General features: G+C 44.4%; 28 protein-coding genes and 1 pseudogene. 18 read left to right on the top strand and 11 right to left on the bottom strand.

The window, feature by feature from the left end:
- Positions 1–20 precede the first annotated feature (20 nt).
- Positions 21–1,256: an MDR family MFS transporter gene (locus tag KNO70_RS14420; RefSeq protein ID WP_168169827.1), complete on the bottom strand. Its 1,236-nt coding sequence runs from the start codon at positions 1,254–1,256 to the stop codon at positions 21–23.
- Positions 1,257–1,358: 102 nt separating this feature from the next.
- On the opposite strand from KNO70_RS14420, the gene KNO70_RS14415 reads away from it, so the two are divergent.
- Entirely contained in the window at positions 1,359–2,984 is a 1,626-nt protein-coding gene (locus tag KNO70_RS14415; protein WP_214812789.1) for an ABC transporter substrate-binding protein, read from the top strand.
- Positions 2,985–2,995: 11 nt separating this feature from the next.
- Positions 2,996–3,397, top strand: coding sequence for a hypothetical protein (locus KNO70_RS14410; RefSeq protein ID WP_214812788.1), 402 nt, complete (start codon positions 2,996–2,998; stop codon positions 3,395–3,397).
- Between the two features lie 14 nt (positions 3,398–3,411).
- On the opposite strand, the gene KNO70_RS14405 is transcribed toward KNO70_RS14410, so the two are convergent.
- Both KNO70_RS14405 and KNO70_RS14400 read right to left on the bottom strand, forming a co-directional pair.
- On the bottom strand, positions 3,412–3,621 hold the full coding sequence (locus KNO70_RS14405) for a YdiK family protein (protein ID WP_015880600.1): 210 nt from the start codon (positions 3,619–3,621) through the stop codon (positions 3,412–3,414).
- A gap of 16 nt (positions 3,622–3,637) precedes the next feature.
- On the bottom strand, positions 3,638–4,333 hold the full coding sequence (locus KNO70_RS14400; protein ID WP_251025662.1) for a CPBP family intramembrane glutamic endopeptidase: 696 nt from the start codon (positions 4,331–4,333) through the stop codon (positions 3,638–3,640).
- Between the two features lie 213 nt (positions 4,334–4,546).
- Here KNO70_RS14400 and groES point away from each other — a divergent pair, with 213 nt between their 5' ends.
- The 5 genes from groES to KNO70_RS14380 all read left to right on the top strand — a co-directional run bounded on the left by groES (position 4,547) and on the right by KNO70_RS14380 (position 9,759).
- Positions 4,547–4,831, top strand: coding sequence for a co-chaperone GroES (gene groES / locus KNO70_RS14395; protein WP_015880602.1), 285 nt, complete (start codon positions 4,547–4,549; stop codon positions 4,829–4,831).
- A gap of 39 nt (positions 4,832–4,870) precedes the next feature.
- Positions 4,871–6,511 carry a chaperonin GroEL gene (groL, locus tag KNO70_RS14390; protein WP_214812787.1) on the top strand — a complete coding sequence of 547 codons (1,641 nt, stop codon included), beginning with the start codon at positions 4,871–4,873 and terminating at the stop codon, positions 6,509–6,511.
- A gap of 335 nt (positions 6,512–6,846) precedes the next feature.
- On the top strand, positions 6,847–7,788 hold the full coding sequence (locus KNO70_RS14385) for an ABC-three component system protein (protein WP_214812786.1): 942 nt from the start codon (positions 6,847–6,849) through the stop codon (positions 7,786–7,788).
- Between the two features lie 4 nt (positions 7,789–7,792).
- Positions 7,793–8,038: an ABC-three component system middle component 6 gene (locus KNO70_RS16335; protein WP_353048028.1), complete on the top strand. Its 246-nt coding sequence runs from the start codon at positions 7,793–7,795 to the stop codon at positions 8,036–8,038.
- Positions 8,029–9,759, top strand: coding sequence for a DUF2326 domain-containing protein (locus KNO70_RS14380; RefSeq protein WP_214812785.1), 1,731 nt, complete (start codon positions 8,029–8,031; stop codon positions 9,757–9,759). Before KNO70_RS16335 ends, KNO70_RS14380 begins: the two co-directional genes overlap by 10 nt.
- A 249-nt stretch (positions 9,760–10,008) precedes the next feature.
- On the opposite strand, the gene KNO70_RS14375 is transcribed toward KNO70_RS14380, so the two are convergent.
- Together KNO70_RS14375 and KNO70_RS16195 are read right to left on the bottom strand one after the other, a co-directional pair.
- Entirely contained in the window at positions 10,009–10,560 is a 552-nt protein-coding gene (locus KNO70_RS14375) for an ABC transporter permease (protein ID WP_251030139.1), read from the bottom strand.
- Positions 10,541–10,711, bottom strand: a complete 171-nt coding sequence (locus KNO70_RS16195; RefSeq protein WP_251030138.1) for a hypothetical protein — start codon at positions 10,709–10,711, stop codon at positions 10,541–10,543. The genes KNO70_RS14375 and KNO70_RS16195 overlap by 20 nt, the downstream gene beginning before the upstream one ends.
- 201 nt (positions 10,712–10,912) lie before the next feature.
- Between KNO70_RS16195 and KNO70_RS14370 the strand changes: the two genes are divergently transcribed.
- Positions 10,913–13,021: a Piwi domain-containing protein gene (locus KNO70_RS14370; RefSeq protein ID WP_214812784.1), complete on the top strand. Its 2,109-nt coding sequence runs from the start codon at positions 10,913–10,915 to the stop codon at positions 13,019–13,021.
- Positions 13,022–13,132: 111 nt separating this feature from the next.
- Positions 13,133–13,555, top strand: coding sequence for a hypothetical protein (locus KNO70_RS14365; RefSeq protein WP_214812783.1), 423 nt, complete (start codon positions 13,133–13,135; stop codon positions 13,553–13,555).
- A gap of 77 nt (positions 13,556–13,632) precedes the next feature.
- Here KNO70_RS14365 and KNO70_RS14360 read toward each other — a convergent pair whose 3' ends face one another.
- The 3 genes from KNO70_RS14360 to KNO70_RS16330 all read right to left on the bottom strand — a co-directional run bounded on the left by KNO70_RS14360 (position 13,633) and on the right by KNO70_RS16330 (position 16,296).
- A complete protein-coding gene (locus KNO70_RS14360) occupies positions 13,633–14,340 on the bottom strand; it encodes an ABC transporter permease (protein ID WP_214812782.1) in 708 nt (235 codons plus the stop codon).
- Positions 14,337–15,185 carry an ABC transporter ATP-binding protein gene (locus tag KNO70_RS14355; protein ID WP_214812781.1) on the bottom strand — a complete coding sequence of 283 codons (849 nt, stop codon included), beginning with the start codon at positions 15,183–15,185 and terminating at the stop codon, positions 14,337–14,339. The genes KNO70_RS14360 and KNO70_RS14355 overlap by 4 nt, the downstream gene beginning before the upstream one ends.
- 130 nt (positions 15,186–15,315) lie before the next feature.
- On the bottom strand, positions 15,316–16,296 hold the full coding sequence (locus KNO70_RS16330; protein ID WP_214812780.1) for a LytTR family transcriptional regulator DNA-binding domain-containing protein: 981 nt from the start codon (positions 16,294–16,296) through the stop codon (positions 15,316–15,318).
- Positions 16,297–16,429: 133 nt separating this feature from the next.
- Between KNO70_RS16330 and KNO70_RS14345 the strand changes: the two genes are divergently transcribed.
- Genes KNO70_RS14345 through KNO70_RS14335 form a run of 3 tightly spaced genes read left to right on the top strand, consistent with a single transcriptional unit; the run spans position 16,430 to position 18,815 of the window.
- Positions 16,430–18,073 (top strand): DUF2075 domain-containing protein, encoded by a 1,644-nt coding sequence (locus tag KNO70_RS14345; protein WP_251030137.1) that lies wholly within the window; start codon positions 16,430–16,432, stop codon positions 18,071–18,073.
- Positions 18,074–18,075: 2 nt separating this feature from the next.
- The gene (locus KNO70_RS14340; RefSeq protein WP_074034788.1) at positions 18,076–18,384 is read left to right on the top strand and encodes a nucleotide pyrophosphohydrolase; all 309 of its coding nucleotides are present in this window, start codon (positions 18,076–18,078) and stop codon (positions 18,382–18,384) included.
- A gap of 14 nt (positions 18,385–18,398) precedes the next feature.
- Entirely contained in the window at positions 18,399–18,815 is a 417-nt protein-coding gene (locus KNO70_RS14335) for a hypothetical protein (protein ID WP_214812779.1), read from the top strand.
- 73 nt (positions 18,816–18,888) lie between these two features.
- Here KNO70_RS14335 and KNO70_RS14330 read toward each other — a convergent pair whose 3' ends face one another.
- Positions 18,889–19,464 carry a cysteine hydrolase family protein gene (locus KNO70_RS14330; protein ID WP_074034786.1) on the bottom strand — a complete coding sequence of 192 codons (576 nt, stop codon included), beginning with the start codon at positions 19,462–19,464 and terminating at the stop codon, positions 18,889–18,891.
- Between the two features lie 144 nt (positions 19,465–19,608).
- Between KNO70_RS14330 and KNO70_RS14325 the strand changes: the two genes are divergently transcribed.
- Positions 19,609–20,031: an Lrp/AsnC family transcriptional regulator gene (locus KNO70_RS14325; RefSeq protein WP_214812778.1), complete on the top strand. Its 423-nt coding sequence runs from the start codon at positions 19,609–19,611 to the stop codon at positions 20,029–20,031.
- Between the two features lie 215 nt (positions 20,032–20,246).
- Complete coding sequence (locus KNO70_RS14320; protein WP_214812777.1) at positions 20,247–20,609, top strand: hypothetical protein; 363 nt, start codon at positions 20,247–20,249, stop codon at positions 20,607–20,609.
- A gap of 6 nt (positions 20,610–20,615) precedes the next feature.
- On the opposite strand, the gene KNO70_RS14315 is transcribed toward KNO70_RS14320, so the two are convergent.
- On the bottom strand, positions 20,616–20,840 hold the full coding sequence (locus KNO70_RS14315; RefSeq protein ID WP_074034783.1) for a hypothetical protein: 225 nt from the start codon (positions 20,838–20,840) through the stop codon (positions 20,616–20,618).
- 157 nt (positions 20,841–20,997) lie between these two features.
- Between KNO70_RS14315 and KNO70_RS14310 the strand changes: the two genes are divergently transcribed.
- Positions 20,998–21,741, top strand: coding sequence for a nucleotidyltransferase domain-containing protein (locus tag KNO70_RS14310; protein WP_214812776.1), 744 nt, complete (start codon positions 20,998–21,000; stop codon positions 21,739–21,741).
- Here KNO70_RS14310 and KNO70_RS14305 read toward each other — a convergent pair.
- The gene (locus tag KNO70_RS14305; RefSeq protein ID WP_214812775.1) at positions 21,738–22,022 is read right to left on the bottom strand and encodes a hypothetical protein; all 285 of its coding nucleotides are present in this window, start codon (positions 22,020–22,022) and stop codon (positions 21,738–21,740) included. The two genes, KNO70_RS14310 and KNO70_RS14305, sit on opposite strands and share 4 nt — an antisense overlap.
- Before the next feature lie 76 nt (positions 22,023–22,098).
- Between KNO70_RS14305 and KNO70_RS14300 the strand changes: the two are divergent.
- The 3 genes and pseudogenes from KNO70_RS14300 to KNO70_RS14290 all read left to right on the top strand — a co-directional run.
- Positions 22,099–23,133 (top strand): annotated as a pseudogene (locus KNO70_RS14300) (flavin monoamine oxidase family protein); the annotation flags it as partial.
- A gap of 107 nt (positions 23,134–23,240) precedes the next feature.
- Positions 23,241–23,690 (top strand): hypothetical protein, encoded by a 450-nt coding sequence (locus tag KNO70_RS14295; protein ID WP_214812773.1) that lies wholly within the window; start codon positions 23,241–23,243, stop codon positions 23,688–23,690.
- A 13-nt stretch (positions 23,691–23,703) separates the two neighbouring features.
- Positions 23,704–24,162 (top strand): hypothetical protein, encoded by a 459-nt coding sequence (locus tag KNO70_RS14290; protein WP_214812772.1) that lies wholly within the window; start codon positions 23,704–23,706, stop codon positions 24,160–24,162.
- Position 24,163: the final 1 nt, after the last annotated feature.

Genomic DNA, 24,163 nt, shown 5'->3' with positions numbered 1-24,163 from the left:
TGAGAAAGGATGGGTTTGATTTAGGACGCGGCTCGTCGCAGGACGAGCTTTTCTTTTACATAGATGCCGCTATAGACGAGGAAACAGCCGAAGCTGACCAACAGTCCGATGTAGACGCTCATCATGAACGGGGTGAGAAGCGACCCAATCAAAATCGTCGAACGTGATAAGAAGTCGGCACCGGCGAACGAGGTCCCGGCAAACGCCGAGTACGCACCACGGCGGTCTTCTGGCATCATGTTCGCCTTCTCCGTGTTCAATACCGGTGAGTACAACAATTCGCCGAATGTTGCGATGAGCATGAAACCGAGAAGGAGCATCATCGAGTTCGCGCTCGTGATGACGGCGTACCCGATCGTGTACAACGCGAGTCCGCCGAGTAGCGTATGCTTGTTTGAGAAACGTGAGGCGAGACGTTGAATGAAGAATGTCAACGCGACGACGATGAGCGTATTTTCGATTTGAATGAGGCTCATCATCCGCACCCCATTGATCGTCCATGATTCAATCGAGAGCGGTTCGAATGAATCGGCGAGCCGGACCGCGACATAACTACCCATCGAGAACTCGGCAGCGAGGATACACATCGAGCCGAAGACGACTTTGACGAACGGACGGTCACGCCAGGCGATTTGATAGCTTTGGAACACGTCGACGAAGACGAGGCGAAGCTTTTGGGACGTCCACGTCCGTTTCGTGTCCTCGAGGAAGATGGCGTACGCGATCGGCAACATGCTCGACGTGAACGTCAAAATCCAAAACAGTAACAGCTGGTTGCTGACATAGAGCCAGCCTCCGAGTGCCGTCCCGATCGTGATTGAGAGGTTGATCAACCAGTAATCGAGCGCGTACACGGCTTTTCGGTTCTCAGGCGTTGTCGCATCGATGATGATGGCACTCATTGCCGGTCGCCCGAGGTTGTTCGTGACCGTGAAAATCGTATAAGCGATCATGAAGACGATCATCTGGTCGAACTGAAGACTGAGCGTCATGACGAGAAACATCGAGGCCGTGAGGCTAGCCGTCAACACGAGGAGTCGCTTCCGTGAGAATTTATCGGCGAGATAGCCTCCAATCAACCCGATCACGTATCCGAGACAGACGAGCGAGATCAAGAAGACGCCCGCGATCCATTCATTGAACGCTTTGACAAAGAGAAGTGCCATGAACGGCATGATGGCGAATGAGACCGAACGATTAAAAAATGATGTCACGAGTCGAACTTTTATTGGTTTAGGTATATCTTTCCATTTCATCTTGTCACCTTCCATTCTGTACCTGTATGATAAACAAGACAACGGATTTGAAAAATGGACGACATGGGGAAATGATGTCCACTTTTAAGGGGGGGATGTGACGTGGATGCGTATTTATTTCGATTGTGGAAAGAGTGTCGGGACGGAGCGTACACGATTTCCGATATGGCGGAAGCCATTCATTTAAGCCCGAAACAGACGAAGCGTCATTTGTCACGGTGGCAAGAAGAAGGATGGCTTACGTATACGAGCGGCCGCGGACGGGGGAATTTGACGCGTCTCGAATGGCTACGACACGTCGAGCGTGATTTGGCGAAACAGCTGCTTGACCGCATGGAGAAAGAGTCGGTCGAGGCAGTGACAAATCAGCTGGAGTGGGACTGGTCACCGGCACAGGCGGGTCGGTTCATGCGTCAACTCGAGAAGAAGTTCGGTTACGTCCAAACATCGAGTGATGCGCTCATCATCCCGCGACGCCGTCACTTTTTGACGACACATCCGCTCGAGGCGGCTGACATCCACAGTGCCCACCTCGTCCAGAACGTCTTCAATCGTCTGTTCATGATTGACGCGTCTGGTGAGGTCACAGGGGAGCTTGCGCATCACTATGAATGGCAGGGGAATACGCTCGTCTTGTTTCTTCGGAAAGGGGTACGATTCCATGACGGGTCGCTCATGACGAGTAAAGATGTGACGAAAAGTTTACGCACACTCGTTCAGTCGGATGCGTATCGGTATATGTATCGGCACGTCCGGCATATCGCATCGAACGGCACGTATCGCGTCGACGTCACGCTCGACCGGCCTCGGAATTCGTACATCCCGAAACTGTCGATGATTCATACGAGTATCGCTAAAGGAAGTGTCGGGACGGGACCGTTTCAATTGGATCGCCATGACAAGGAGAAGACGGTCCTCCTCGCCTTCGAGAATTATTTTGGGGTGCGGGCGCTCCTCGACCGGGTCGAGTTCATTAAAGTGCCGGACGGATACGATCCGACGTATCGCATCTCATCAAGAGATTCCAAAGAAACCGGACACATCTCGACACCGTCCGGGTTCGGGCTTGTCATCTTGAACAGTCATCCGAATAGTGTGTTCGCCAATGAAGAGTCGAGACATTACGTGCATCGCTTGATTGCGGAGATTCGACCGGAGATCGGGACACGGAATGAACGGAGAACACCGAACGACCGAGGTTTTCTCGGTTCGCTGAGCGAGACGTATCGCATTCCAAAAGGAACACCCGTCACGTTCGACCGACCGATTCGCATCAAACAGACGGACTTCACGAACGATACGACCGACTGGATTGCCGAGATGTTGACACGTCATGGGATTGCCTATGAGTTCGTGCCCATCAGCTTTAAAGATTCGATTCATGACAAGACGTATTATGAATACGTTGATTTGGTCGTTCACGGGGAAGTGTTCGAGCGGAACATCACGCTCGGGTTTGAACAGTTCATGACGAACGAGTACTCGCCTCCTCATAAAGTGTTCCCTTATATCGAGGGGATGGTGGAGCGGGTCAGGCAATATGATGACCTGCCGTTTGAAGACTGGTTGCCGCTGCACCGGGAGATTGAGCGCGAGTTAAAAGAGAAGTCGTACTTCATCCCGCTCTATAACGAGGAGAGGACCATACCGTTCCCGGTCGAGCTGAAGGACGTCTGTGTCGACTTGTTCGGCTATTTTGATTTTGCGAAACTATGGATTCCATCATAAGGAGGGGTTCGATGAGGAAAAAACTATTAATGGCATTTCTTTTTTTCAATCCAATCGTATTTTTGATTGGATGGTGGAACGGTGAATGGATGACGATTACAGTGGCGGGATTCGGTGTTATCTTTCATGCACTTTATCAGGAGCAACTCGAACAGTTCGACGAAGAGAGAGTCAAGTCAATGTTGCGAACCGTCGATTCGAAACTCGTCTCATCGATTGGTTTTCTTTCAATTTTCAGCTTTTTTGTCGTCGTCTGGTTCTTTGACGAGACGTCAGTTCCGTTGCTTGATACGATGTACGTCGTGTTTGGTGTCATCATGATGCGTCGTGGTATGTTGATTCGCAGTGCTGTACTCCATGAAAAGATTGATTTGACGAACGTCATCCATATAAAGAAAACCCCGAGTTCGTAAGACTCGGGGTTTCGTTATGCGGATTTGTCCGTGCCTTCTTTTTTGACTTTTCGGGCGAGTGCCAAGATTTGATACACTTTGAAAAAGTCGTAAGCGGCGACGGCGATGATGAAGTACGTCCAGAAGCTGAAGCCGTACTCTTGTACCGAGAAGTACGCGAGGACGGTGAACAACACACCGAACGAGAGACTGAAGAGCATCATCACTTTTAATTGTCGCGGCATAACTGCCACCTCATTTCTACATTAAAAATAGTACGAGCATCACGAGCGCGTTGTTAAACGTGTGGATGGCGATTGGAACGATCAATCGTCTTGTCTTCGCATACGCGTAAGAGAATGCGAAACTCATCGCGATATAGACGAGGAAGCGATTGTCTTGGTGGATGAGTGCGAAAAGAATCGAACTGACACCAAAGGCAATCCAGAACCCGAAGCGCGCGTTCAAGTTCCCGAACAAAATATGACGGAAGAGAATCTCTTCGATGATTGGTCCGAGCAAGACGACCGGCAAAATCATGAGTGGAATAACTTCCACCATATCAGCGATGTTTTGTGTGTTCATCGATTCGACGAGTTCGCCCGAGATGGCCGTCTCAATCAAGTTCGCCACGATGACGAGCCCGTATTGCATCAAAATCCCGAGCCCGATCCATTTGACCGTGTCGTTCAAGTTCGACTGGATACCTTGGGCTTTGTATTGTTTCAAGTCTGGCCAGATGAGCAAGATTGACAGAACAATCGTCACACCGAATCCGATGGCGAGCCAGAGCCCGACGAACGTTTCTGTTAACCATTCCGGTCGTAACGCTTTAATCACGAGCGGAAATAGCTGGACGAACGCATATAGTAAAATCGGGGTGAGGTGCCGGAGACGAATGTTAGGCGCCATCGAAAAACGGGTATTTATCGATTGGTTTGAGTTTAGTGTAGCCAATTCAACACGTCCTTAATCATAAGAGTGAACCTACCTTTTTCTCATTGTAACAAATAAGTTCTCTTGACCGCGAGTAAGAGCATTTTTTAATGTATCCCACTTGATTTTTTAATCGGCTCATACTACACTTATCAATGTTAGCACTCCTTTTAACTGAGTGCTAAAACCTTACGATACACATTACATCATTCATATTCGGAGGAGGGTTTTTCCATGTTAAAACCACTAGGCGATCGTGTCATCATCGAAGTCGTGGAGAAAGAAGAAAAGACGATCGGGGGCATCGTGCTTCCTGATACGGCGAAAGAAAAGCCGCAACAAGGTAAAGTCGTCGCAGTCGGAACAGGCCGCGTGACGGACGAAGGCAAGCGCATCGATCTCGACGTGAAAGAAAATGATTTGGTCATCTACTCGAAGTACGCAGGTACCGAAGTGAAGCATGATGGAAAAGAGTACTTAATCGTTCGCGAGAGCGACATTCTCGCAATCGTAGGCTAAGCACCATTATTCAAAAACTTTTTTAGGGGGAAATGAACGATGGCAAAAGATATCAAATTCTCAGAAGATGCACGTCACGCGATGCTTCGCGGCGTCGACGCACTCGCTGACGCAGTCAAAGTAACAATTGGACCAAAAGGACGTAACGTCGTCCTCGAGAAAAAATTCGGTTCACCACTCATCACAAACGATGGTGTGACAATCGCGAAAGAAATCGAACTCGAAGACCGCTTCGAAAACATGGGCGCGAAACTTGTTGCTGAAGTCGCGTCGAAGACGAACGAAGTCGCAGGGGACGGTACGACAACAGCGACAGTCCTCGCACAAGCGATGATTCGTGAAGGGCTCAAAAACGTAACAGCGGGCGCGAACCCGATGATCCTTCGTAAAGGGATCGACAAAGCGGTCACACGTGCGCTTGAAGAGTTGAAAGCCATCTCGAAACCAATCGAGTCAAAAGAAGCGATCGCACAAGTCGCGGCTATCTCGGCAGCGGACGAAGAAGTCGGCGAATTGATTGCAGAAGCGATGGAGCGCGTCGGGAACGACGGTGTCATCACAATCGAAGAATCACGCGGCTTCACGACAGAACTCGACGTTGTCGAAGGGATGCAGTTCGACCGTGGCTACCTGTCACCTTACATGATATCAGACTCTGACAAGATGGAAGCGTCACTCGACAACCCTTACATCTTGATCACAGACAAGAAGATCTCGAACATTCAAGAAATCATCCCAGTGCTCGAGCAAGTCGTGCAACAAGGGAAGCCGATCTTGATCGTCGCAGAAGACATCGAAGGCGATGCCCTCGCGACACTCGTCTTGAACAAACTCCGTGGTACGTTCAACGCGGTAGCCGTCAAAGCACCAGGATTCGGTGACCGTCGTAAAGCGATGCTCGAGGACCTCGCGACACTCACAGGAGGTCAAGTCATCACAGAAGATCTCGGTCTCGACCTCAAATCAGCATCACTCGACATGCTCGGTCGCGCATCGAAAGTCGTCGTCACAAAAGACACAACGACTGTCGTCGAAGGTGCAGGGAACGAAGAAACAATCAAAGCACGCGTTCAAACAATCCGCAACCAAATCGAAGAGACAACGTCTGACTTCGACCGTGAAAAACTCCAAGAGCGTCTCGCGAAACTCGCAGGTGGCGTAGCCGTCGTTAAAGTCGGTGCAGCGACGGAGACAGAGCTCAAAGAGCGTAAACTCCGCATCGAAGACGCACTCAACGCGACACGTGCGGCCGTTGAAGAAGGAATCGTGGCGGGTGGCGGAACATCGCTCATCAACGTCATCCCAGCCGTTCGTGCGCTCCTTGCAGAAGTGACAGCGGATGAAGCGACAGGTGTCAAACTCGTCCTTCGTGCCCTCGAAGCACCGGTCCGTCAAATCGCGGAAAACGCGGGTGAAGAAGGTTCGGTCATCGTCGAGAAACTCAAGAACGAGTCAGTCGGTGTCGGCTACAACGCGGCAACGGGCGAGTACGTCGATATGATTGCACACGGTATCGTCGATCCGGCGAAAGTGACGCGCTCCGCGCTGCAAAACGCAGCATCCGTATCAGCTATGTTCCTCACGACAGAAGCAGTCATCGCAGACAAGCCAGAACCAGCAGGCGCTGGCGGCGGCATGCCTGACATGGGCGGCATGGGTGGAATGGGCGGCATGATGTGATAATCGTTTAATCAACATATTGTATTAATGATTAGTATGAAACTATTTTTGTTTAGTTTAATCTACAGAAAATTTCGAACCAAAAGATACAAAAGATAGTATATTATTATGTGGTTTTTCATCAGTTTGTTAGACTGGTGAAAAACCTTTTTTGTGTGACGAAGTTATGTGATTATTCTCTCAAAATATATTAGTTGTTTCTTACTTTTTATAAAAATGAAGTAGAATATTTATGGTAAAATTAGGATGGATATTTCTTGGGAGGAAACCAAGACGTATAATAGAGTAAATGTTTTTTTAAACATTCTAGAATAAATTTATAAGGAGTTATAAAAATGAATACAAGTGAAAAATATATTGCTAGAATAATGTTTCAATTGAAAGTACATACGAGTGATGGACAACTTTACGAAAATCTCTTTTCAAAAATAATGATTAAATATAATTCTAATTTTAGAATGATTAAACCTTATGGAAATATTGGAGATAGAAAAAACGATGGATTTGATAAAATCAAAGGTGTCTATTACCAAGTTTTTGCCCCAGAGAATGTTGATAAAGGAAAGACTATTTCTGATGCTATAAGTAAGTTAAGAGAAGATTTCAAGGGTCTAAAAAAACACTGGGATGGTTTATGTAAGATAAAAGAATTTTACTATGTGGTTAATGATAAATATAAAGGATTACCACCTCAAGTAGAGCAAGAACTTCTTCTTCTTGATTCAGAAAACACTGATATTATTTGTAATTCTTTTTGTTCGAATAATTTAGAAACTATTTTTATGGAACTTTCTAAAGATGATATTACAGATATTATAGGTATAATCCCTAATGAAGAAATTAGCTTTTTAGATTTTGATGTGCTGAATCAGGCAGTAGAATATTTAATGAATTCAGAAGTCGAAGAAACATCAGATACATATGTTGAGGATCCTGACTTTGAATATAAAATAGTTTTTAATAATCTAAGTGCACGGGTCGAAAATATATTGAACGTCGCAAGCTACCAAATTGGTGATTTAGAAACGTATTTTGCAGCCACAGGGGAATACGTCAAGAATGAACTAAAAACACGTTTTTCAAATTTATATAAAGAATCTAAAGGCGTTATAGGTGATAATGAGGAAAATTATCCAGACCAAAGATTTTTTTATATACTTAATAATGCTTCCCCAAACGGTAAGAAAGCAGTAAAGGATGCTGTTTTAGTACTCATGTCTTTTTATTTTGAATCATGTGATATTTTTGAAAAACCGAAAAAACTTACTGAGGTATAATCAAATGATATTACCACAAAAGCACATCAGATTATCTGAGTCAATATTTGGTCTTAGTTCTGTAATATTGGGCCTTATTGATGAACCTATTAGTTTTGACGAACTATGGAATGAGTTTCAGAAAATAAATAATACGGATGATTTACCCATACATCATGATTTAGACAATTTTATCCTGGGTTTAACTTTTTTATTCATAATTGGTGCTATTGAAGAGGGAGTAAGGGGGAAAGTGCAGATATGCGATTGATACGCTTAAGCTCAAATATGGATTCATTTCATACTATTGAATTTAAAGATGGATTAAATTTGATTATTGGGAAACAGGCGAATCCTGATGATAAGAGTTTAGATAAAACTTACAATGGTGTGGGGAAATCTTTATTAATTTATATTCTCCATTTTTGCTTAGGTTCAAACAAAATTTCCTCTTTTGAAGAAAAAATACCAGATTGGGAATTCATTTTAGAATTTTCTATTGATGGTGAAAAATATACTTCAATACGAAATACATCTAATCAAAGCAAAATTTTATTAAATGGTAAAAAATTAACATTACCAAAATTCAGAACAATAATGCTAGAAAAAGTGTTTTATGTAACGGAAAAAGTGAACAATCTAACTTTTAATACTTTATTTCCAAGATTCATCAGACGAGATAGGGAAAGCTATGTAACATATGATACTTTCATTAAAAATGAGCAAGAATACAGTAAAGTATTAAACAACTCATTTTTATTAGGACTTGAAACTGAATTTGTGACTGAAAAACAAAGATTACGAACCTTGTTTAGGCAGACTAAAGAGTTAAAGACAAATATTGAAGAAGATCCAATTATTAGAGATCACTTTAATAACAATGAAGATACAGAAATTGAAATTCTTGACTTAGAGGATAGCATCGAAAAGTTAAAAAATGAACTAGCTGAATTCAAAATAGCTTCTAATTACAATGATATTGAAAAAGAAGCAGATGAAAATCACTACCAATTAAAGGAATTAGAAAATAAAAGATCCCTTATTAATAATTCAATTAAGCATATAGATAAATCTTTGAAAATACAACCAGATTTGTCTGAAAGAAAAGTGATAAATTTATATAATCAGTCTCGTATAGAAGTACCTGAAATGGTAGTAAAGAAGATGGAGGAAGCAATCAATTTTCAAAAGAATCTTCTTAAAAATCGAAATAAAAGACTTGCAAAAGAAAAAATAAAAAATAATGATAAACTCAAAGAAATAGATATTTCGATTGAAAATGTCGGAAAAAAACTTGATACAGCTTTACAATATTTAAATTCACATGGTGCGCTCGAGGACTATAATAATTTAAATAAAAAACTAAATGATATGCAAACGAAACTCGAGCGTTTAAATGAATATCAAGAAATTTTACGAACTTATAAGAAAAAACTAAAAGATGTACAGTCTGACTTAAATACTCAAAGTAATGACACGGACAATTATTTGGACACCATTCAAGATTTACTTGAAGATATCATGTCTACATTTAGAGATCTTTCCAAAACTTTTTATGAAAAAAAACCAGGTGGGATTAAAGTAAATAATAATGATCGTGATAATACTATACGATTTGATATTATTGCAAAAATTCAAGACGATTCTTCTGACGGAGTGAATGAGGTTAAAATATTCTGCTTTGATATGACAATTTTATTATTAAAACAAAATCATAATTTTGAATTCCTTTTTCATGATAGTCGTTTATTTGGTAATATGGACCCGAGACAACGCTATAATTTACTTAAGTTGGCCTATGAAAAAGCAAGTAGTTCCGGATTGCAATATATAGCAACAATCAATGAAGACATAATTCTTTCTTTTAAAGATTTAATGGTTGAAGAGGAGTATAAGAATATAATTGAAGATAGTACAAGGCTCATACTTACAGATGAATCAGATGAAAGTAAATTATTAGGTATCCAAGTTGATATGGATTACAATAAATAATGGTTAAATAAGGGACTTTGAGCTTAGTGTAAAAATTTCTCGCTGAATACTTTGTGCAGATGCTGTTTCTTTAAAATTGACTAAGCTCGACGTTCCATAACATTCAATACGAATACGTAGCATGATGAGGCGTTGCCATTCGTGTGAGTAATAAAAAGTAGTGTCTCAAATGGACGCTACTCTTTTATTTTTGTTAGGTAAGATACGGAAAAAGGTGTGCTTTTCAAGTCAAAGCGACACCTAGTTTGATTAGTCCGTCTGTTTCCGGTTATACATCACAATACTTCCAACGAACACAACGAACGCCCAGACAGACAAGATCACCAGCTCCAACCATGCAGCACTAAGGCCAGCACCCACCTCGATTTGATGCGCAAGGTCGACTAAGACGATGTTCGGCAAGTACTCGAGCAAACCGATGATGGCGAACCGGTCTTCATTTACTAATAACATGGTTGAGAACGAGTAGAAGAAAAACGCCGGCATGACGATGAGCGAAGCTTCCATGACCGTTTTTGTCATCAATCCGAGAATCGTCCCAATCCCGATATAAAAGAACGTCGAGACGAAGAGTGCGATTGAGATGACGAACAGGTTCGCAGGGCTGTATCCCATGATAAAGGCACACGCCGCGATAAGGATGAGCGTGGTCACGAACGTGAGCACGCTCTTTCCGAGCAGGATGTCGAGCGTGCTCGCCGGCGATAACATCAGCCCATGGAGTGTGTTCTTGGCGATCAAGGTACACTGGACGAACGTCGCGACGAGGCTGAACGTGATGTTAATGACGAAGTACGTCACGTCGATGCCTCCTCCGCTGAGCTGTGATATAGAGGACGGCGAAGAACAGCGGCATAATCAACGTCGAGGAGACAAATAAGTTCCGCGACAATTCTTTATATTTATAGTCTTTCTGGAAAATGGCAAGTGCCCGTTTCATTGAAAATGTCATGATAATTTTTCTCCCGTCTTTTCTTTGCTCCAATTCAGCCGTTTCCGCCCTTTTAACACTCCACATAAATACTTCCTCCAAAATCTCTATCTCATAAGTAAACTTCTCATTTGAACCCTATCCGTTATTTTATCTACCTAATATTAGGAAATCCGTTATAGTGGATGCAATGATTGAACAACGGGGAAGGATGAAGGAAAGATGAACCAGTATTATTTAACAGAATGGCGAGCGTTAACGAAAGCAACGGACGTGACGCTCCATCTCTATACCGTACCGCTCCAAGATCCATCGTCACGCCATACGCAAGGCGGGAAGTTGATTTTTCAATTGAATAAACTGAATAACTTTCAACCGATCGTGTTCTTTGATCAGTACATTGCTTCATTTGAGGAAATCAAACAGTGGGGAGACGAGACGTTTCTTCAATATGAGGCGCGTCCGATCAATCTTTCACGTAACGTCGAGCGAACGTTACTCGAACGACTGTTGAAGAAGCAATTGGAGCGATTGGCCCATCCGCAATACATGATGAACCGTGGAAAGTTTCGCTCAAAACAGGCGCACCCACAATCGACAAGTGGGCTTCTCATCTATCCCGCACTCGACCTCAACGTGAACGTGTCGGAGACGGATGAGATCGTCTTCGGATTCGATTTGACCCATCAATTTGAATACCGCGAAAACCTATTGCAGCAGCTCAAGCGTGAGCCGAAATCTGTGTCTTCTGGAATGCGCGTCATCGATTCGACTCACCCCAAGTCATATGAGTACGAATTTGTAGAAGTCGCGTCCTATCGAGCGAGTGAAGTGAGTCCGATTCTAAAGTGTTCGATCATTGATTATTTCGCAAAGAAAGATCCAAAACGAGTCATCGCACCCGACGCACTCGTCGTACACGTCAAAGATCGAAACAATCACATCCTCCCATACTTACCCGAGCAACTGAAACAGAGTTGTTCCTTTGAGACGATTCCAGCTAAACAGCTCGGCGCAGTCAATCGCATCATCAAATTGTCGCCTGACGCTCGCATGTCGAAACTCATGCCGGAAGCGCTCGCGTTAATCGGTCGTCTCCCGATGCTTCAGTTTGAGCGACAAGATGTACGGCCGGCTCGTCTCGGCTACTCGATTCAAACGTTACCTTCGCCACGACTTCGATTCGGAAAAGGGAAGACCACCAGTTATGCAAAAACCGGTCTAAATCAAGGTGGTGTATTTGAAACGGGAGAGGCAACCGTCAGTTTCTTTGTCGACCCGAAACTGCGAGACAATCAAAAGCGGCAACAAGTGCTCGAGTTTATCAAAAAGCTTCAAATCACCTCTGAACGCTTTGGCGTGACGCTCAACGTCTCGAACAAACCTAGAGGACTGAGCCAAAAGCTCTCTATCGGTTTGTTGCAGGCAGAGGATGTTTCGTACCAATTGAACGATATCCCGCAACACTTTGAAGGTGTCGTCATCGTCATCGCCGAGGAAGCGTCGCTCCAGCACTCGTATCAAGCGATCAAACGACAATTCGGTGGGAAACACGATGTCGTGACGCAATGTGTCGAGTTGCATAACCGCGTGCTGAGCTCTGAGGATACACTTTACAACATCCTACTCGGTATTTACGTGAAGGCAGGTCTCCAGCCTTGGATTCTTGGTGAACCGCTCCACTCGGATTGTTTTGTCGGGTTAGACGTAAGCCATGAGAATGGTAAACACGCAGCAGGCATCATTCAAATCATTGGAAAAGACGGGGCAATGATTAAGCAGAAATCGCTTTCGACAAGTGAAGCGGGGGAAAAAATCAGTGGTGAGACGATGCGGGAAATCGTCTATGACACACTTCATGCGTTCGAAAAACAATACGGCCATGCACCGAAGCATATCACGTTCCACCGGGATGGATTCGGTCGTGAAGATTTGGCGCTCATCGATTCACTTCTTTCTCCGCGCGGGATTCAATTCGATTACATAGAGATTTTAAAAAACGTCAATCGACGGATGGCGATTCATGAAAAAGAATGGAAGACCTCACAGGGGCTCAGCTATACAAAAGAACGTATGGGCTATCTACTCTCGACCAACCCTCATGTGCGTGTTGGGATGGCGAAACCACTCAAAGTCGTCCAACAGACAACGATCTTGCCGTTTGAAGCCATTTTGACGGATGTCTATCGATTATCGTTCATGCACGTCCATTCGCTTTTAAAGACCCGACTGCCGATTACGACCCACTATGCGGATTTGAGTTCGACGTTCCATAACCGTGGCTTGATCAATGCCAATACGCAACATGAAGAGGCATTGCCGTTTGTATAACATGTAAAATTAGAAGGTACCATACCGTTTTTTTCAGTATCGCGACTTGTCGAATATTGGGACCGATGCGTACCGTAACTTTGAATTGAGATCATACTAGGAGGTAGAGTGATGAGTGAAAAAGGAGAAATTGTTCAATCTGCAAAACAGCTTATGGGAGATGAACAGGATATGAATGACATCCCTTTTAAACAATACGAAATGATTTTAAAGCATACCCCAGACGTCATAAATGCCGTTAGCAACATGGGGGGAGTCGGTTCAAAATCGCAAGATAAAGTGTACGGTACAATTGATAAAGCGATTGATGTCTTTTCCGAGCAACTTAAAGAAGACAACCTATCGGATGAAAATAGAGACAAACTCAATGATCGTATTGAACGCATGGTAGATAAGTCATTTCAAAAAGATTCGGAGTTCAAGAAATGGATGGGAGCATCGATTGTAGCAGGAGTCAGTGGTGCCGCATTAGCATTAGCAAAGAATCCAGAAGTGAGAAAAACACTTACTAATTTGCTGACGAAAAAAGACTGAGCGTCGTAAGTTTGATTGGTGTACGAAGTATATTTGAAAGGACGGAGCGACGATTCTATTCGTCGCTCCGTCTTTTTTCAGTCCGTCTGTTTCCGGTTATACATCACCACGCTACCGACGAATGCAGCAAGCGCCCACGCAGTGAGCAACCCGAGCTCTAGCCCGACGGCACCGAAGTTCGCACCGTCTTCCACTTGATGAGCCACATCAATCAAGAGCACGTTCGGTAAATACTCGAGCAATCCAATGATGGCGAAACGGTCTTGTAATGGCAACAACATCGGTGAAAACGAGAAGAAAAAGAACGGTAACATGACAATCAATGAAGCTTCCATGACTGTCTTCGTCATCAAGCCGAACATCGTTCCGATCCCGATATAAAAGAATGTCGAGACGATGAGCGCGAGGGCGATTACAGCCAGATTTTTTGGGGCATAATCCATCAAAAATGACGAGGCTACGATGAGGATCATCGTCGTCACGAACGTGAGGGCGCTCTTCCCAAGCAAGATGTCGAGCGTGCTCGCTGGGGACAACATGAGCCCGCGAAGTGTGTTCTTCTCTTTCTCTTCGGCGATCAACGCACATTGTACAAAGATGGCCACGAGGCTGAACGTGATGTTGATGACGAAGTACGTGATATCGACGCCGCCGTCACCGATTCGTGAATAGAAGACGGCGAAAAAGAGCGGCATGATCATGGTCGACGAGACGAACAAGTTTCGAGACAAATCCTTGTAGTCTTTTTGGAAAATGGCGAGTGCACGTTTCATTGAAAAAGTCATGATAATTTCCTCCCTGTCACTTCGATAAAGATGTCGCCGAGTGTCGGCTCATTGGAGTGAATCGATGCGATATTTTTAGCACGCATCTGTTTATGGAGCCAGTCCGCGCCTTCGTCGGTTTGTGTCACTTCATGCGTCTGACCGTTGTTCAATTCAACTCGCATCGATCCTGTCGCATATTTCCTGCGCAATACGTTCGGAGCATCGAGCAGTTGAATCGACCCTTGATGTAAGAAAGCGACACGGTCACACAGCTCCTCGGCTTCTTGCATGTCATGTGTCGTCAAAAAAATGGTCGTTCCGTTTGCCTTCAACCGTTCAATCCCTTTATAGATATGTCGAGAGTTGACCGGGTCGAGAGCCGAGGTCGGTTCATCTAGAAACAGGAGCTCTGGTTCATGAAGAAGGGCGCGTGCGAGCGTCACTCGTTGCAACATCCCTCTAGAGAGTTTGTCGATGCGCTTTTTCCGTTCCCCGTTAAGATTGACCATGTTCAATACCTCATCGATCCGAGTCTTCGGTTCATCATAGAGGTCACAATATAAGCTCAAATTCTCTTCTATAGAAAGTCGTGTATAGAGACCGCTATTGTCCGTCAACACGCCGATGCGTTTGCGGTACTGTTCTTGTTTCAAGTCAGCGACCGGCACGCCGAAGACGGTAGCATCCCCGGCCGTCTGTGCGAGTTGTGACGTCAAGATTTTTATCGTTGTCGTCTTTCCAGAACCACTCGGTCCCAAGAAGCCGAACACTTCTCCTTTTCCAACGGTAAACGTCACATCATGTAACGCTTCCTCGTTCCCAAACAATTTCTTCAACCCGTTCACTTGAATGATTGGTTCCATTCCCGTTCCTCCTTGTCGATGTCGTCTTGCTTGTCTCTATCGTATAAGGAATGGGGGAAGGCAGCACTCGAATGGCGATAAATGGCGCTTATCAGGAGTTGAATGAAGCGAATAGAACTGTGAATGGAGACTATTTGAGCCCCATCATCGTCTTCAATTCTGCCATTTTTGTCTTGGATAACGGAATCGTTGTCTTCTCTGAATCATCCAAGACAAGACTGAAGCTATTTTTCGTATAGGTGATGACTTCGCGCACACGTTGTAAGTTTACGAGATATGACCGATGGCAGCGGAAGAAACCATACGGGGTCAAACGCGTCTCGAGCTCGTTCATCGTGAAGACGCTCGGGAACTGATCCGATTGACTATGTAGAATCGACTGGCCGTCCTGACTTTCGATGAAGTCGATTTCAGGAGGATCGAGTAAGATGATTTTTTCGTTCACTTTCGTTGGAATCTTCTCGAAACGGACGTGGATAACCTCAGATGAGATTTCTGTCTCATCCGTTTCTTCTGGTTCCACATCTAACAGGCGTAAGTGACGATGGTCGATCCGATAAACGGTCGATGTCATGAAGAGCGCACTCTCCATGTTGCTCGTCAACACGAGGACGGCTTTTTGTCTCGACGTCAATGTCTGTAACGTATCGCGTAAAAGGTGGCGTGTCTCTTGGTCCACGTCTTGGTCAGGTTCTTCAAACACATACAGGTCACGGTCTTGGAGAAGCAGCGCGGCGTACTGCGTGCGTCTGACAAGGGAGCGATTGAGCCGGTGGAGGCGGTGCTTACGGTAAGTCGTGAGTTGGAGTTGCTGCATCACCGATTCGACTGATTCGGATGAATCATATAGGCGCTTGGTGAAGCGCAAATACTCCTCTATGGTGAGTCGGTCGTATAAACCGTCCCGGATGGAGAAGAGGGACAGTGTTGAAGCGTGGTCGATGTTCCCGGTATAAGTCATGATTTCCTGACTGATGAGACCGAAGATGATTTCTCGGGAAATGACGCCACAGTGGATAGCCGCCAACTCACCTGGTTGGATCGTAAATGAAATGTTTTCGAGAATGAGTGTGTCTTGTTGGTGAACCGAGACATTTTGAAAAGTAAGCACCGAATCCCTCCCTTTTTAGTGGAATTATACCATTATCTGATTTAGGACTCGGCAAGTAGTGCGTAATCATTTAAAAAGGGATTGTATGATAAAATGGATATAATTTGAAATCAGAAGAGAGTAGGTCTGTTGTATGGTTAAAGTCATTCCATTCACATTCGAAGAAAGTAGTTTACATATGATTGATAGTACAGAAACTTACGTGAACTACCCGGTCATTTATATTTTGAACGGAGAGAAAGAGGCATACATTGGGGAAACGGTTCATTTCAAAAAGCGAATGAAACAACATCTAAAGCTTAAACAAACGGAACGGAAACAGCTGAGTCAAATTCATCTCGTCAATCATGATAAGTTCAACCGTTCAGCAACATTTCATCTCGAAACAAAGCTCATCAATTATTTCTTAGGAGATGAGAAATATACTCTTCAGAATAAAAGTAAAACTGCGAACGACTTTACACACAATTACTATAATAAAACTTACTACGACAACGAATTGTTTCCCGAACTTTGGAATGAATTACATCGTAAGGGGCTTGTTCAAAATGAGCTTCATGCCATTGAAAATAAAGATATCTTTAAACTGTCTCCATTTAAAGAATTGTCTGTCGAGCAATTAGATTTAAAAGAGCAGGTTCTTGATTTTTGTGAGACGCAAATGTCGAAAGTGGATCCGAATGCAACGTATGGAGATTTATATGTGATTGAAGGGGAAGCCGGTGTAGGGAAGAGTGTTGTCTTGAGCTCAATCTTTAATACAATCCAAGCTCGAACAAAAGACACTAATTCAACACTTCATCAGACTAAAAATTATTTGGTTGTGAATCATGAAGAGATGTTGAAGACCTATAAAGGAATCGCGAAGCAAGTGAAACATCTTAAAGCAGGGGACTTCACAAAACCGACGCCGTTATTGAATAAACTGAAAGATGAGAAAGCCGACATTATCTTTGTGGACGAAGCTCACTTGTTGCTGACGAAATCAGATCCTTATAACAACTTCCGGCAAAACAATCATCTCGAAGAGTTGCTGAAGAAAGCCAAAATTGTCATCGCTATTTTTGATCAACATCAAGTGTTGAAACTGAAGAGTCACTGGAATTCATTCAAATTGGATGATTATAAAAAGAAAGCAAGGACGGTTGAGACCTACAAACTAACCAATCAATTCCGGATGCAAGCAGATGAAGATATGATGAACTGGGTCAACACATTTAAAGAAAAACGAATCAATCCATTACCGAAATCTAAGCGATACGATTTACGAATATTTGAAACGTTAGAAGAGATGCACCGTGCCATCATCGAGCAAGATCGACGATACGGCTTGAGTCGGGTCGTTTCGACCTTTGACTTTTTACACAAAAAGGACGGAGACACCTATTATGTATATGAGTCGAACGGAAATTATAAAATGCCATGGAATACAACCGGTGGAAAAACGACGTGGGCTGAAAAAGCAGAAACCATCGCCGAAGCCGGCTCTATCTATACGATTCAAGGATTTGATTTGAACTATGTTGGTGTCGTTTTAGGCCCATCCGTATCCTATGATGAGGAGCAGGAAGGTCTAATGATTGACCCGAATTTATATAAAGATACGGGAGCCTATGCTGGAATCGAAGGTATTGAGAATGTTGATTTGGCAAAAGAACAGATTGTCTTGAACTCGATTAACATATTGATGAAGCGTGGCGTCAAAGGCCTCTATCTATATGCATCTGATGAATCGCTACGACGAAAATTATTGAAGTTACAAAGAGAGAGGGTATAAATATGAACGAAGTACAACGATTAATGGATGAGGTCATTAAATTCCGAGATGAGCGCGACTGGGCGTTCCATCATAACCCGAAAGACTTGGCGTTATCGTTATCACTTGAGGCAAGTGAGCTCCTTGAGGTATTCCAATGGGTGTCGAGTGAAGAAGCGCTTGAGACGAAGAAGACGGAGATGGAAGAGGAATTGGCAGATGTGTTGATTTACGCGTTGACGTTCGCTCACGCTGCCGGAATCGATGTTTCGAAAGCAATTGAAGACAAGCTTGTGAAAAACGCAGTGAAATATCCGAGTCCGCAAAAATGACCGAGGAGTTCTATATGAACATTCCATCCGATCGATTTATGATTCCTTGTCATTTAATGGGGCCTCATTTTTCTCCTTGCGCTGCATCAGAGAAAACAGGTATTCAATTTTATAAGCAAACGGAAGTTGGAGAAATTGAGCATATCGGAAAACGTAAAGAAATCGCTAAGGTAGGTCATGCGTCGTTTGAACCACCACTTGAATTTCAGAAAATGGAAAATCCGTATATCGGACTTTTTTGGATGATTGACACTCTGGCAGAACATATTGATACCCTTCGCTCTTGTGGAGCCGATGATATCTGGATTGATTTGGGTGTGGTCTCTCACTTAGATATGAAGTTAGAATTTGAACCAGATTTCTTGATGAAGCTTGCGAACTTAAAGATTCCATTTTTGATTAGTGGATATATAGAAACTGCTGATGAATAATAGCAATACGAAAAATATGAGTGACATCTGTATACTTTAAAGCCAGGTTATGAATAAAAAGAAGTACAATCCATCAGGACTGTACTTCTTTTTGTAACACATCTTTCATGACCTCAATTGTCGTCTGAATCGATGCAAATTCTTCATTTAGACTAGCGAGCGACACATCATGGATGACCTCTGCAGGGATCCATGTCCCGCTGATCGATTGTCGGTCGAACGTTGCCGTCGCATCGGAGACAACAATCGGATTGAATCCCAAGTTTCCTGCCATCCGTGCGGTCGTCTCGACACAATGGTTCGTGATTAATCCGGTGATGACAATCTGTGTCGCACCAAGTGATTCGAGTCGTTCCTGTAAGTCTGTTCCGATGAAGGCGCTATTCACCTGTTTCGTTAAGATGACATCTTGTTCACGAGGTTGAATGAAGTCTTGGAACAAATGACCATCTTTTTTGAAATAGAAGAGTGAGGTCGGAACGTTCGTGACATGTTGGACATAGATGATTGGTTGATCATGATGTTCCCACGCTTCAATCAACCGTGCGATATTCTCTTCGCATTTTGGATTGTTGCGGTTTCCCCAGCTTGGATCATGAAAGGCTTGTTGGACATCGATGATGAGTAATGGAACGACTGTCGTTTGCATGTTGACTCCCCCTTGAATTGGTTACTTCAAGTGTATGCAACGGAGGAATACAGATACGTAGAGGTTTGACGGAAGTTTCAGCGAATGACTTAAGAAAGAACGGATTATGTACCGTTTCACTTTATTTTGAAAGGTGAATGCCAAATGGATGAAATAGACCGCCATATTCTTGAATTGATGCAACAACAAGCCCGGATCTCGATGACCGAATTAGGACGACAAATTGGATTGTCTACGCCTGCTGCGACAGGACGGGTGAAGCGACTCGAAGAACGTGGAGTCATCACAGGCTATCGGGCTGTCATCAATCCTGAAAAGATGGACAAACACGTGACCGCCTTTATTCTTTATGACACCCATCGTTGTGAGGCGTTCCGTGAATTTTGTCGTCAACAGCCGTCCGTGATCGAATGTCATCGCTTAGCCGGGCAGTACAGTTACCTCGTCAAAGTGGTAACGGAAAACGTGCGCACATTAGAGACGTTCATCGACGAATCGATGGAATACGGTCGTCCCTCATCTTTGATAAATCTATCTTCACCAGTATCATTCAGACCCGTTTTATGAAAGCGATGGAGTGACTTTTAACAGTGAGAGTGATTGCGAGCTAGTAAAAGAGAATAGATGAAATTTTTTCAGTACAAATTGATTTTTAATCAAATGAAAAGGAGGGGGACACGATGTCGCACGATGAGCGTTTACGAGAAATAACTAAGGCTCGCCTACTTACGAACCGTATTAATGTCATGTTATCGCTCATTCTTTTGTTAGGGGGATGGATGATGTGGTGGTTTGGAGAGTTCTCTCTCATTCAAGTTCTCTTGGGAATCCTTTTGCTCATTCCACCTCTTTTGATGGTTCATATGTGGAGACGTACCCGAATGTTGCTTCGTTTCAATGAAGCGATGGAATATCAACGTATAGTTTGGTCGGAGTTCATTCTTGCGCTGGTTGTCGTCTGCATATTGATCGGAATTGCAACTTCGATCATCCTAACCGAATCATTTAGCTTATCGACTGTTCCACTCCTGGTCATGTTCGTCACGGCCCTGATGTCTAGACACGTTGATCAGCGGATGAAGCAAATCGACCCTGAACACGTGACGTACGCAAATCTCGCTCGATATCAGACGAAACGCAGCTAACCTGAGTCAGCTACGTTTTGTGTTCGAATCTAATTGTTGTTCGATGTGGTCGAGACGTTCGATTAATACTTGTATCTGCTTCGAACGTTCACGTTCCATAAAGAGTTGCTCGTCTGCTCGTTTCTCAGAACGTGCCACGACATTGCGAATCCACAAAATACCGATGATTAGTACAACGATTGGCAAAATCGTGAAGATGAGTCCGAATAATGAGACCATGATGACGTTCATATAGACATACCTCCCTTTCTACGTCTTCATTATACTTCCAAATATAACCGGTTTGAAAGGGGGAACCGTGGCATTTCAAATCCGACATGCATAAACTAAAAAAAGGAGTTCGATACATCATGACGTTTACTACATTTCAACGAGTCGGTACGTATCTATGAAACGGCCGACCCGACTTGGTACGGACGATGCGGGTTATGTCATCAACCAGACGTCCATCCGTCATATACAGCCTGAGTTTGAAACTGTCCTTTTTAAAGAAATCGAATTGGTGAAAGAAGCATTTGATGAACAGCTACACAGTATATACCTTTATGGAAGCATCGGTCGCGGGACGGCCGTTGCTGGGCAATCGGATCTAGATTTGACGGTGCTCGTGCATGAGGATGTCGATGCGACAGAATTGGTGGAGCAGACGGAGCGATTGCTAACGCAACATCCGGAAGTCATTAAAATCGATTATGATATTGGGCGTCTAGATGTGGCACTGGATCCGGCGAATCGTTTTGAATGGGGCTTTTGGCTAAGACATCTTTGTACCTGTGTGGACGGGGAAGATGTCTCGATTCAATTCCCGCGCATGAAGCCGGATGTTCGTGTGAGTGAGGCGTTGAACCAGGACTTGATTTCTTCAATTGAAGCAGCCAAGTCGAAATTGCTTCGTGGACAGATGTCTCATCTGGAGAAACGCTCCATCGTGAAGCGCGTCATCCGAGGTTGGTATTTAACGATCAACGTGAAGGACGAGAGTTTTGAGACGACTGTAGAAACGTGCTTGGCGATTCTAAAACTCTATTTCTCGGAAGATCCGCGAGTAGAGCAAGGAGAAGCACTGTTGAGACAAGATGAAATCACAAATCAACAGCTTCTAGACTATTTGAATGAAATAGATTGGATTTAACGATGTCGCTCCTCGATTGGGATATATCCGTTCGGTCGTCTTCGCTTCACGTCTGTGTCAAAGAAGAAATAAGGGACATATAAAGCGCTTGATACGTACATAATGATGACGAATTCGATTGCGGTCGACCATTGAATGAGGTCGAATAAAAATAGAGACCATATGGGATATGAAACGAGACACATCGCCACAGTCATCCGACCCTTAGTTTGAATAAAACGGTACAAAATGCGCATCAATACGATATAAGGGAAGAATAGATAATTGAACATATTTTTCAATTGATGTCGTCCTTTCTTGCATATGTAAAACCATCTAACTCAGTATAATCGAGGAGAGACGGACGACAAAGGAGAATTTACAATGAAATCAATCGCCATCATTGGAGCTGGTGTCAGCGGGCTTTATGCTGCGATCCAACTTCATCAAAAGGGATATGACGTCACGGTCTTCGAGGCACGTGACCGAGTTGGCGGACGCATCTTGACGAAGGAAGGATTTGACCTCGGTCCGACATGGTATTGGCCGGATACGGAGAAGACCATCTCTGAACTCGTGGATACACTTGGACTCGAGTCATTCGTTCAACATACGACAGGACACATGGTGCTCGAACGTCAAACGACGACCGCACCGGAACGACATGTGTTACCGGAAGAAAGCATCGTCCGAACGAAACGTGTAGTCGGCGGGATGACGAGTTTAGTGGAAGTATTATACGCAAAGTTATCCGAGGACATCGTACATCTCGGACATCGTCTCGTATCCATCGACCGACAGACAGACCGAGTTCAATTGACGTTCCGAAATGGGGCGGTGTATCACGCGGACGACGTGATCCTCGCACTTCCTCCACGCATTGTCGCCAAGTTGACAATCGAACCTGAATTATCAGAATCGACACGGAATGCGCTCAAAACGACTCCGACGTGGATGGCGTCCCAAGCGAAAGCGCTCATCGTATACAAGACACCGTTCTGGCGAGAAGAGGGTCTGTCTGGCTTTGGGATGAGCTGGGTCGGTCCACTCCAAGAGATTCATGACGCCTCACCGATGAACGGACAAGGCGCGCTATTCGGATTCTTCCGTCTGTCACCGGGAGAACGAGAAGTGTTGGGAGAAGGACAAGTGAAGACGCGCGTTATCGAACAACTAGAGAAGTTATATGGTCCGAAAGCGAATGATTTTCTGGCTTTTCATTACATGGACTGGTCGACAGAATCTGAGACGGCGACATCTGACGACCTCATGCCGCTCACAGCATTCCCGGCTTACGGTCCAATCGAACTCGGTGACCGTCTCCATCTGATTGGTTCAGAGACGGATGCGCAGTTCGGGGGACATATCGAAGGGGCATTACGGTCTGTCAAGGTGATGCTCCAGAAGTTTTGAAGTGAATCGAAAGTAAAGGAAGGAGGGTTGATCCTTCCTTTTTAATTTGTAAAATAACGGAACTTTTCTCATGCTCATCCCGTATAGTGGAATAAGAGGTGAACGAGATGAACAAACAAGAACGACTACATACCATTCAACAATCAAATCGAAAGCGGTTCTTGCAACGCCTACTCTTAGCACTTCCAGCTGCTCTTGCAGTTTACTTCCTCATGCGAACGGACGGGAACATCTGGATTGGGTTCGCCATCATCGGCGGGGTGTTACTTGCGACGCGTTACTTCTTTTCGAATGAAGCAGAGGCGATCAGTCAATTGTCGGAGCAAGAACAGGTAAAACGTGTCGTGACACTGCAGTATCATCTGGACTTCCTCTTCATCACATTGCTCGCACTCGTCAATCCGCTAGCCATTCGAATCATGGAATGGTCTTGGATTCCTGCGGTTCTTATCGGAGGGGCATTGCTTTATATTTTATGGGCTCAAGAGAAGCTCGATCAACAGATCCGCTGGCTCGACCCGGAACAACCGACACGTCGTGAGATTCGAAGATTCTGAAAGGATGAATGAAATGAACAAACAAGAACGGATCAATACGATTTATCGTTATCAACAGCGTTGGCTCTTTTGGAGAATGGGACTGGCAGCTCTTACCGGGATGTTCGTCTTTCTTGCACTTCAGTCTGACGGTGCGTCAAAGTATATCATTCCATTAGGGGTCACATTAGCAGGCATGTTGTTCGCCATCGGACGAGAGCGTCGCTTCGTCAGAAAGTTGACGAATGTGGAACAAGCCAAGCGCATCATCGATTGGCAATATGTATCGGAAATGGGACTCCTCGTCTTGTTGGCGATTCTCTTCCCATTCATCGTCCTAATCAATTGGCCGGCATGGTCGCTTTTCATTGTCTTCTTAGGCGGGGTCATCTTATTGCAAGTCGCACAGAAAAAGCTCGACCGGCAGATGCCGCAGTATGACGAAGAACAGCCGCTGCGCCGTGAAATCAAACTCGACTTCGTGAAAGACTGAG

Origin of the sequence: Exiguobacterium sp. s181 (assembly GCF_018617125.1) — a bacterium.
GTDB lineage: Bacteria > Bacillota > Bacilli > Exiguobacteriales > Exiguobacteriaceae > Exiguobacterium > Exiguobacterium profundum.
This window is presented reverse-complemented; position numbering and strand designations above follow the sequence as displayed.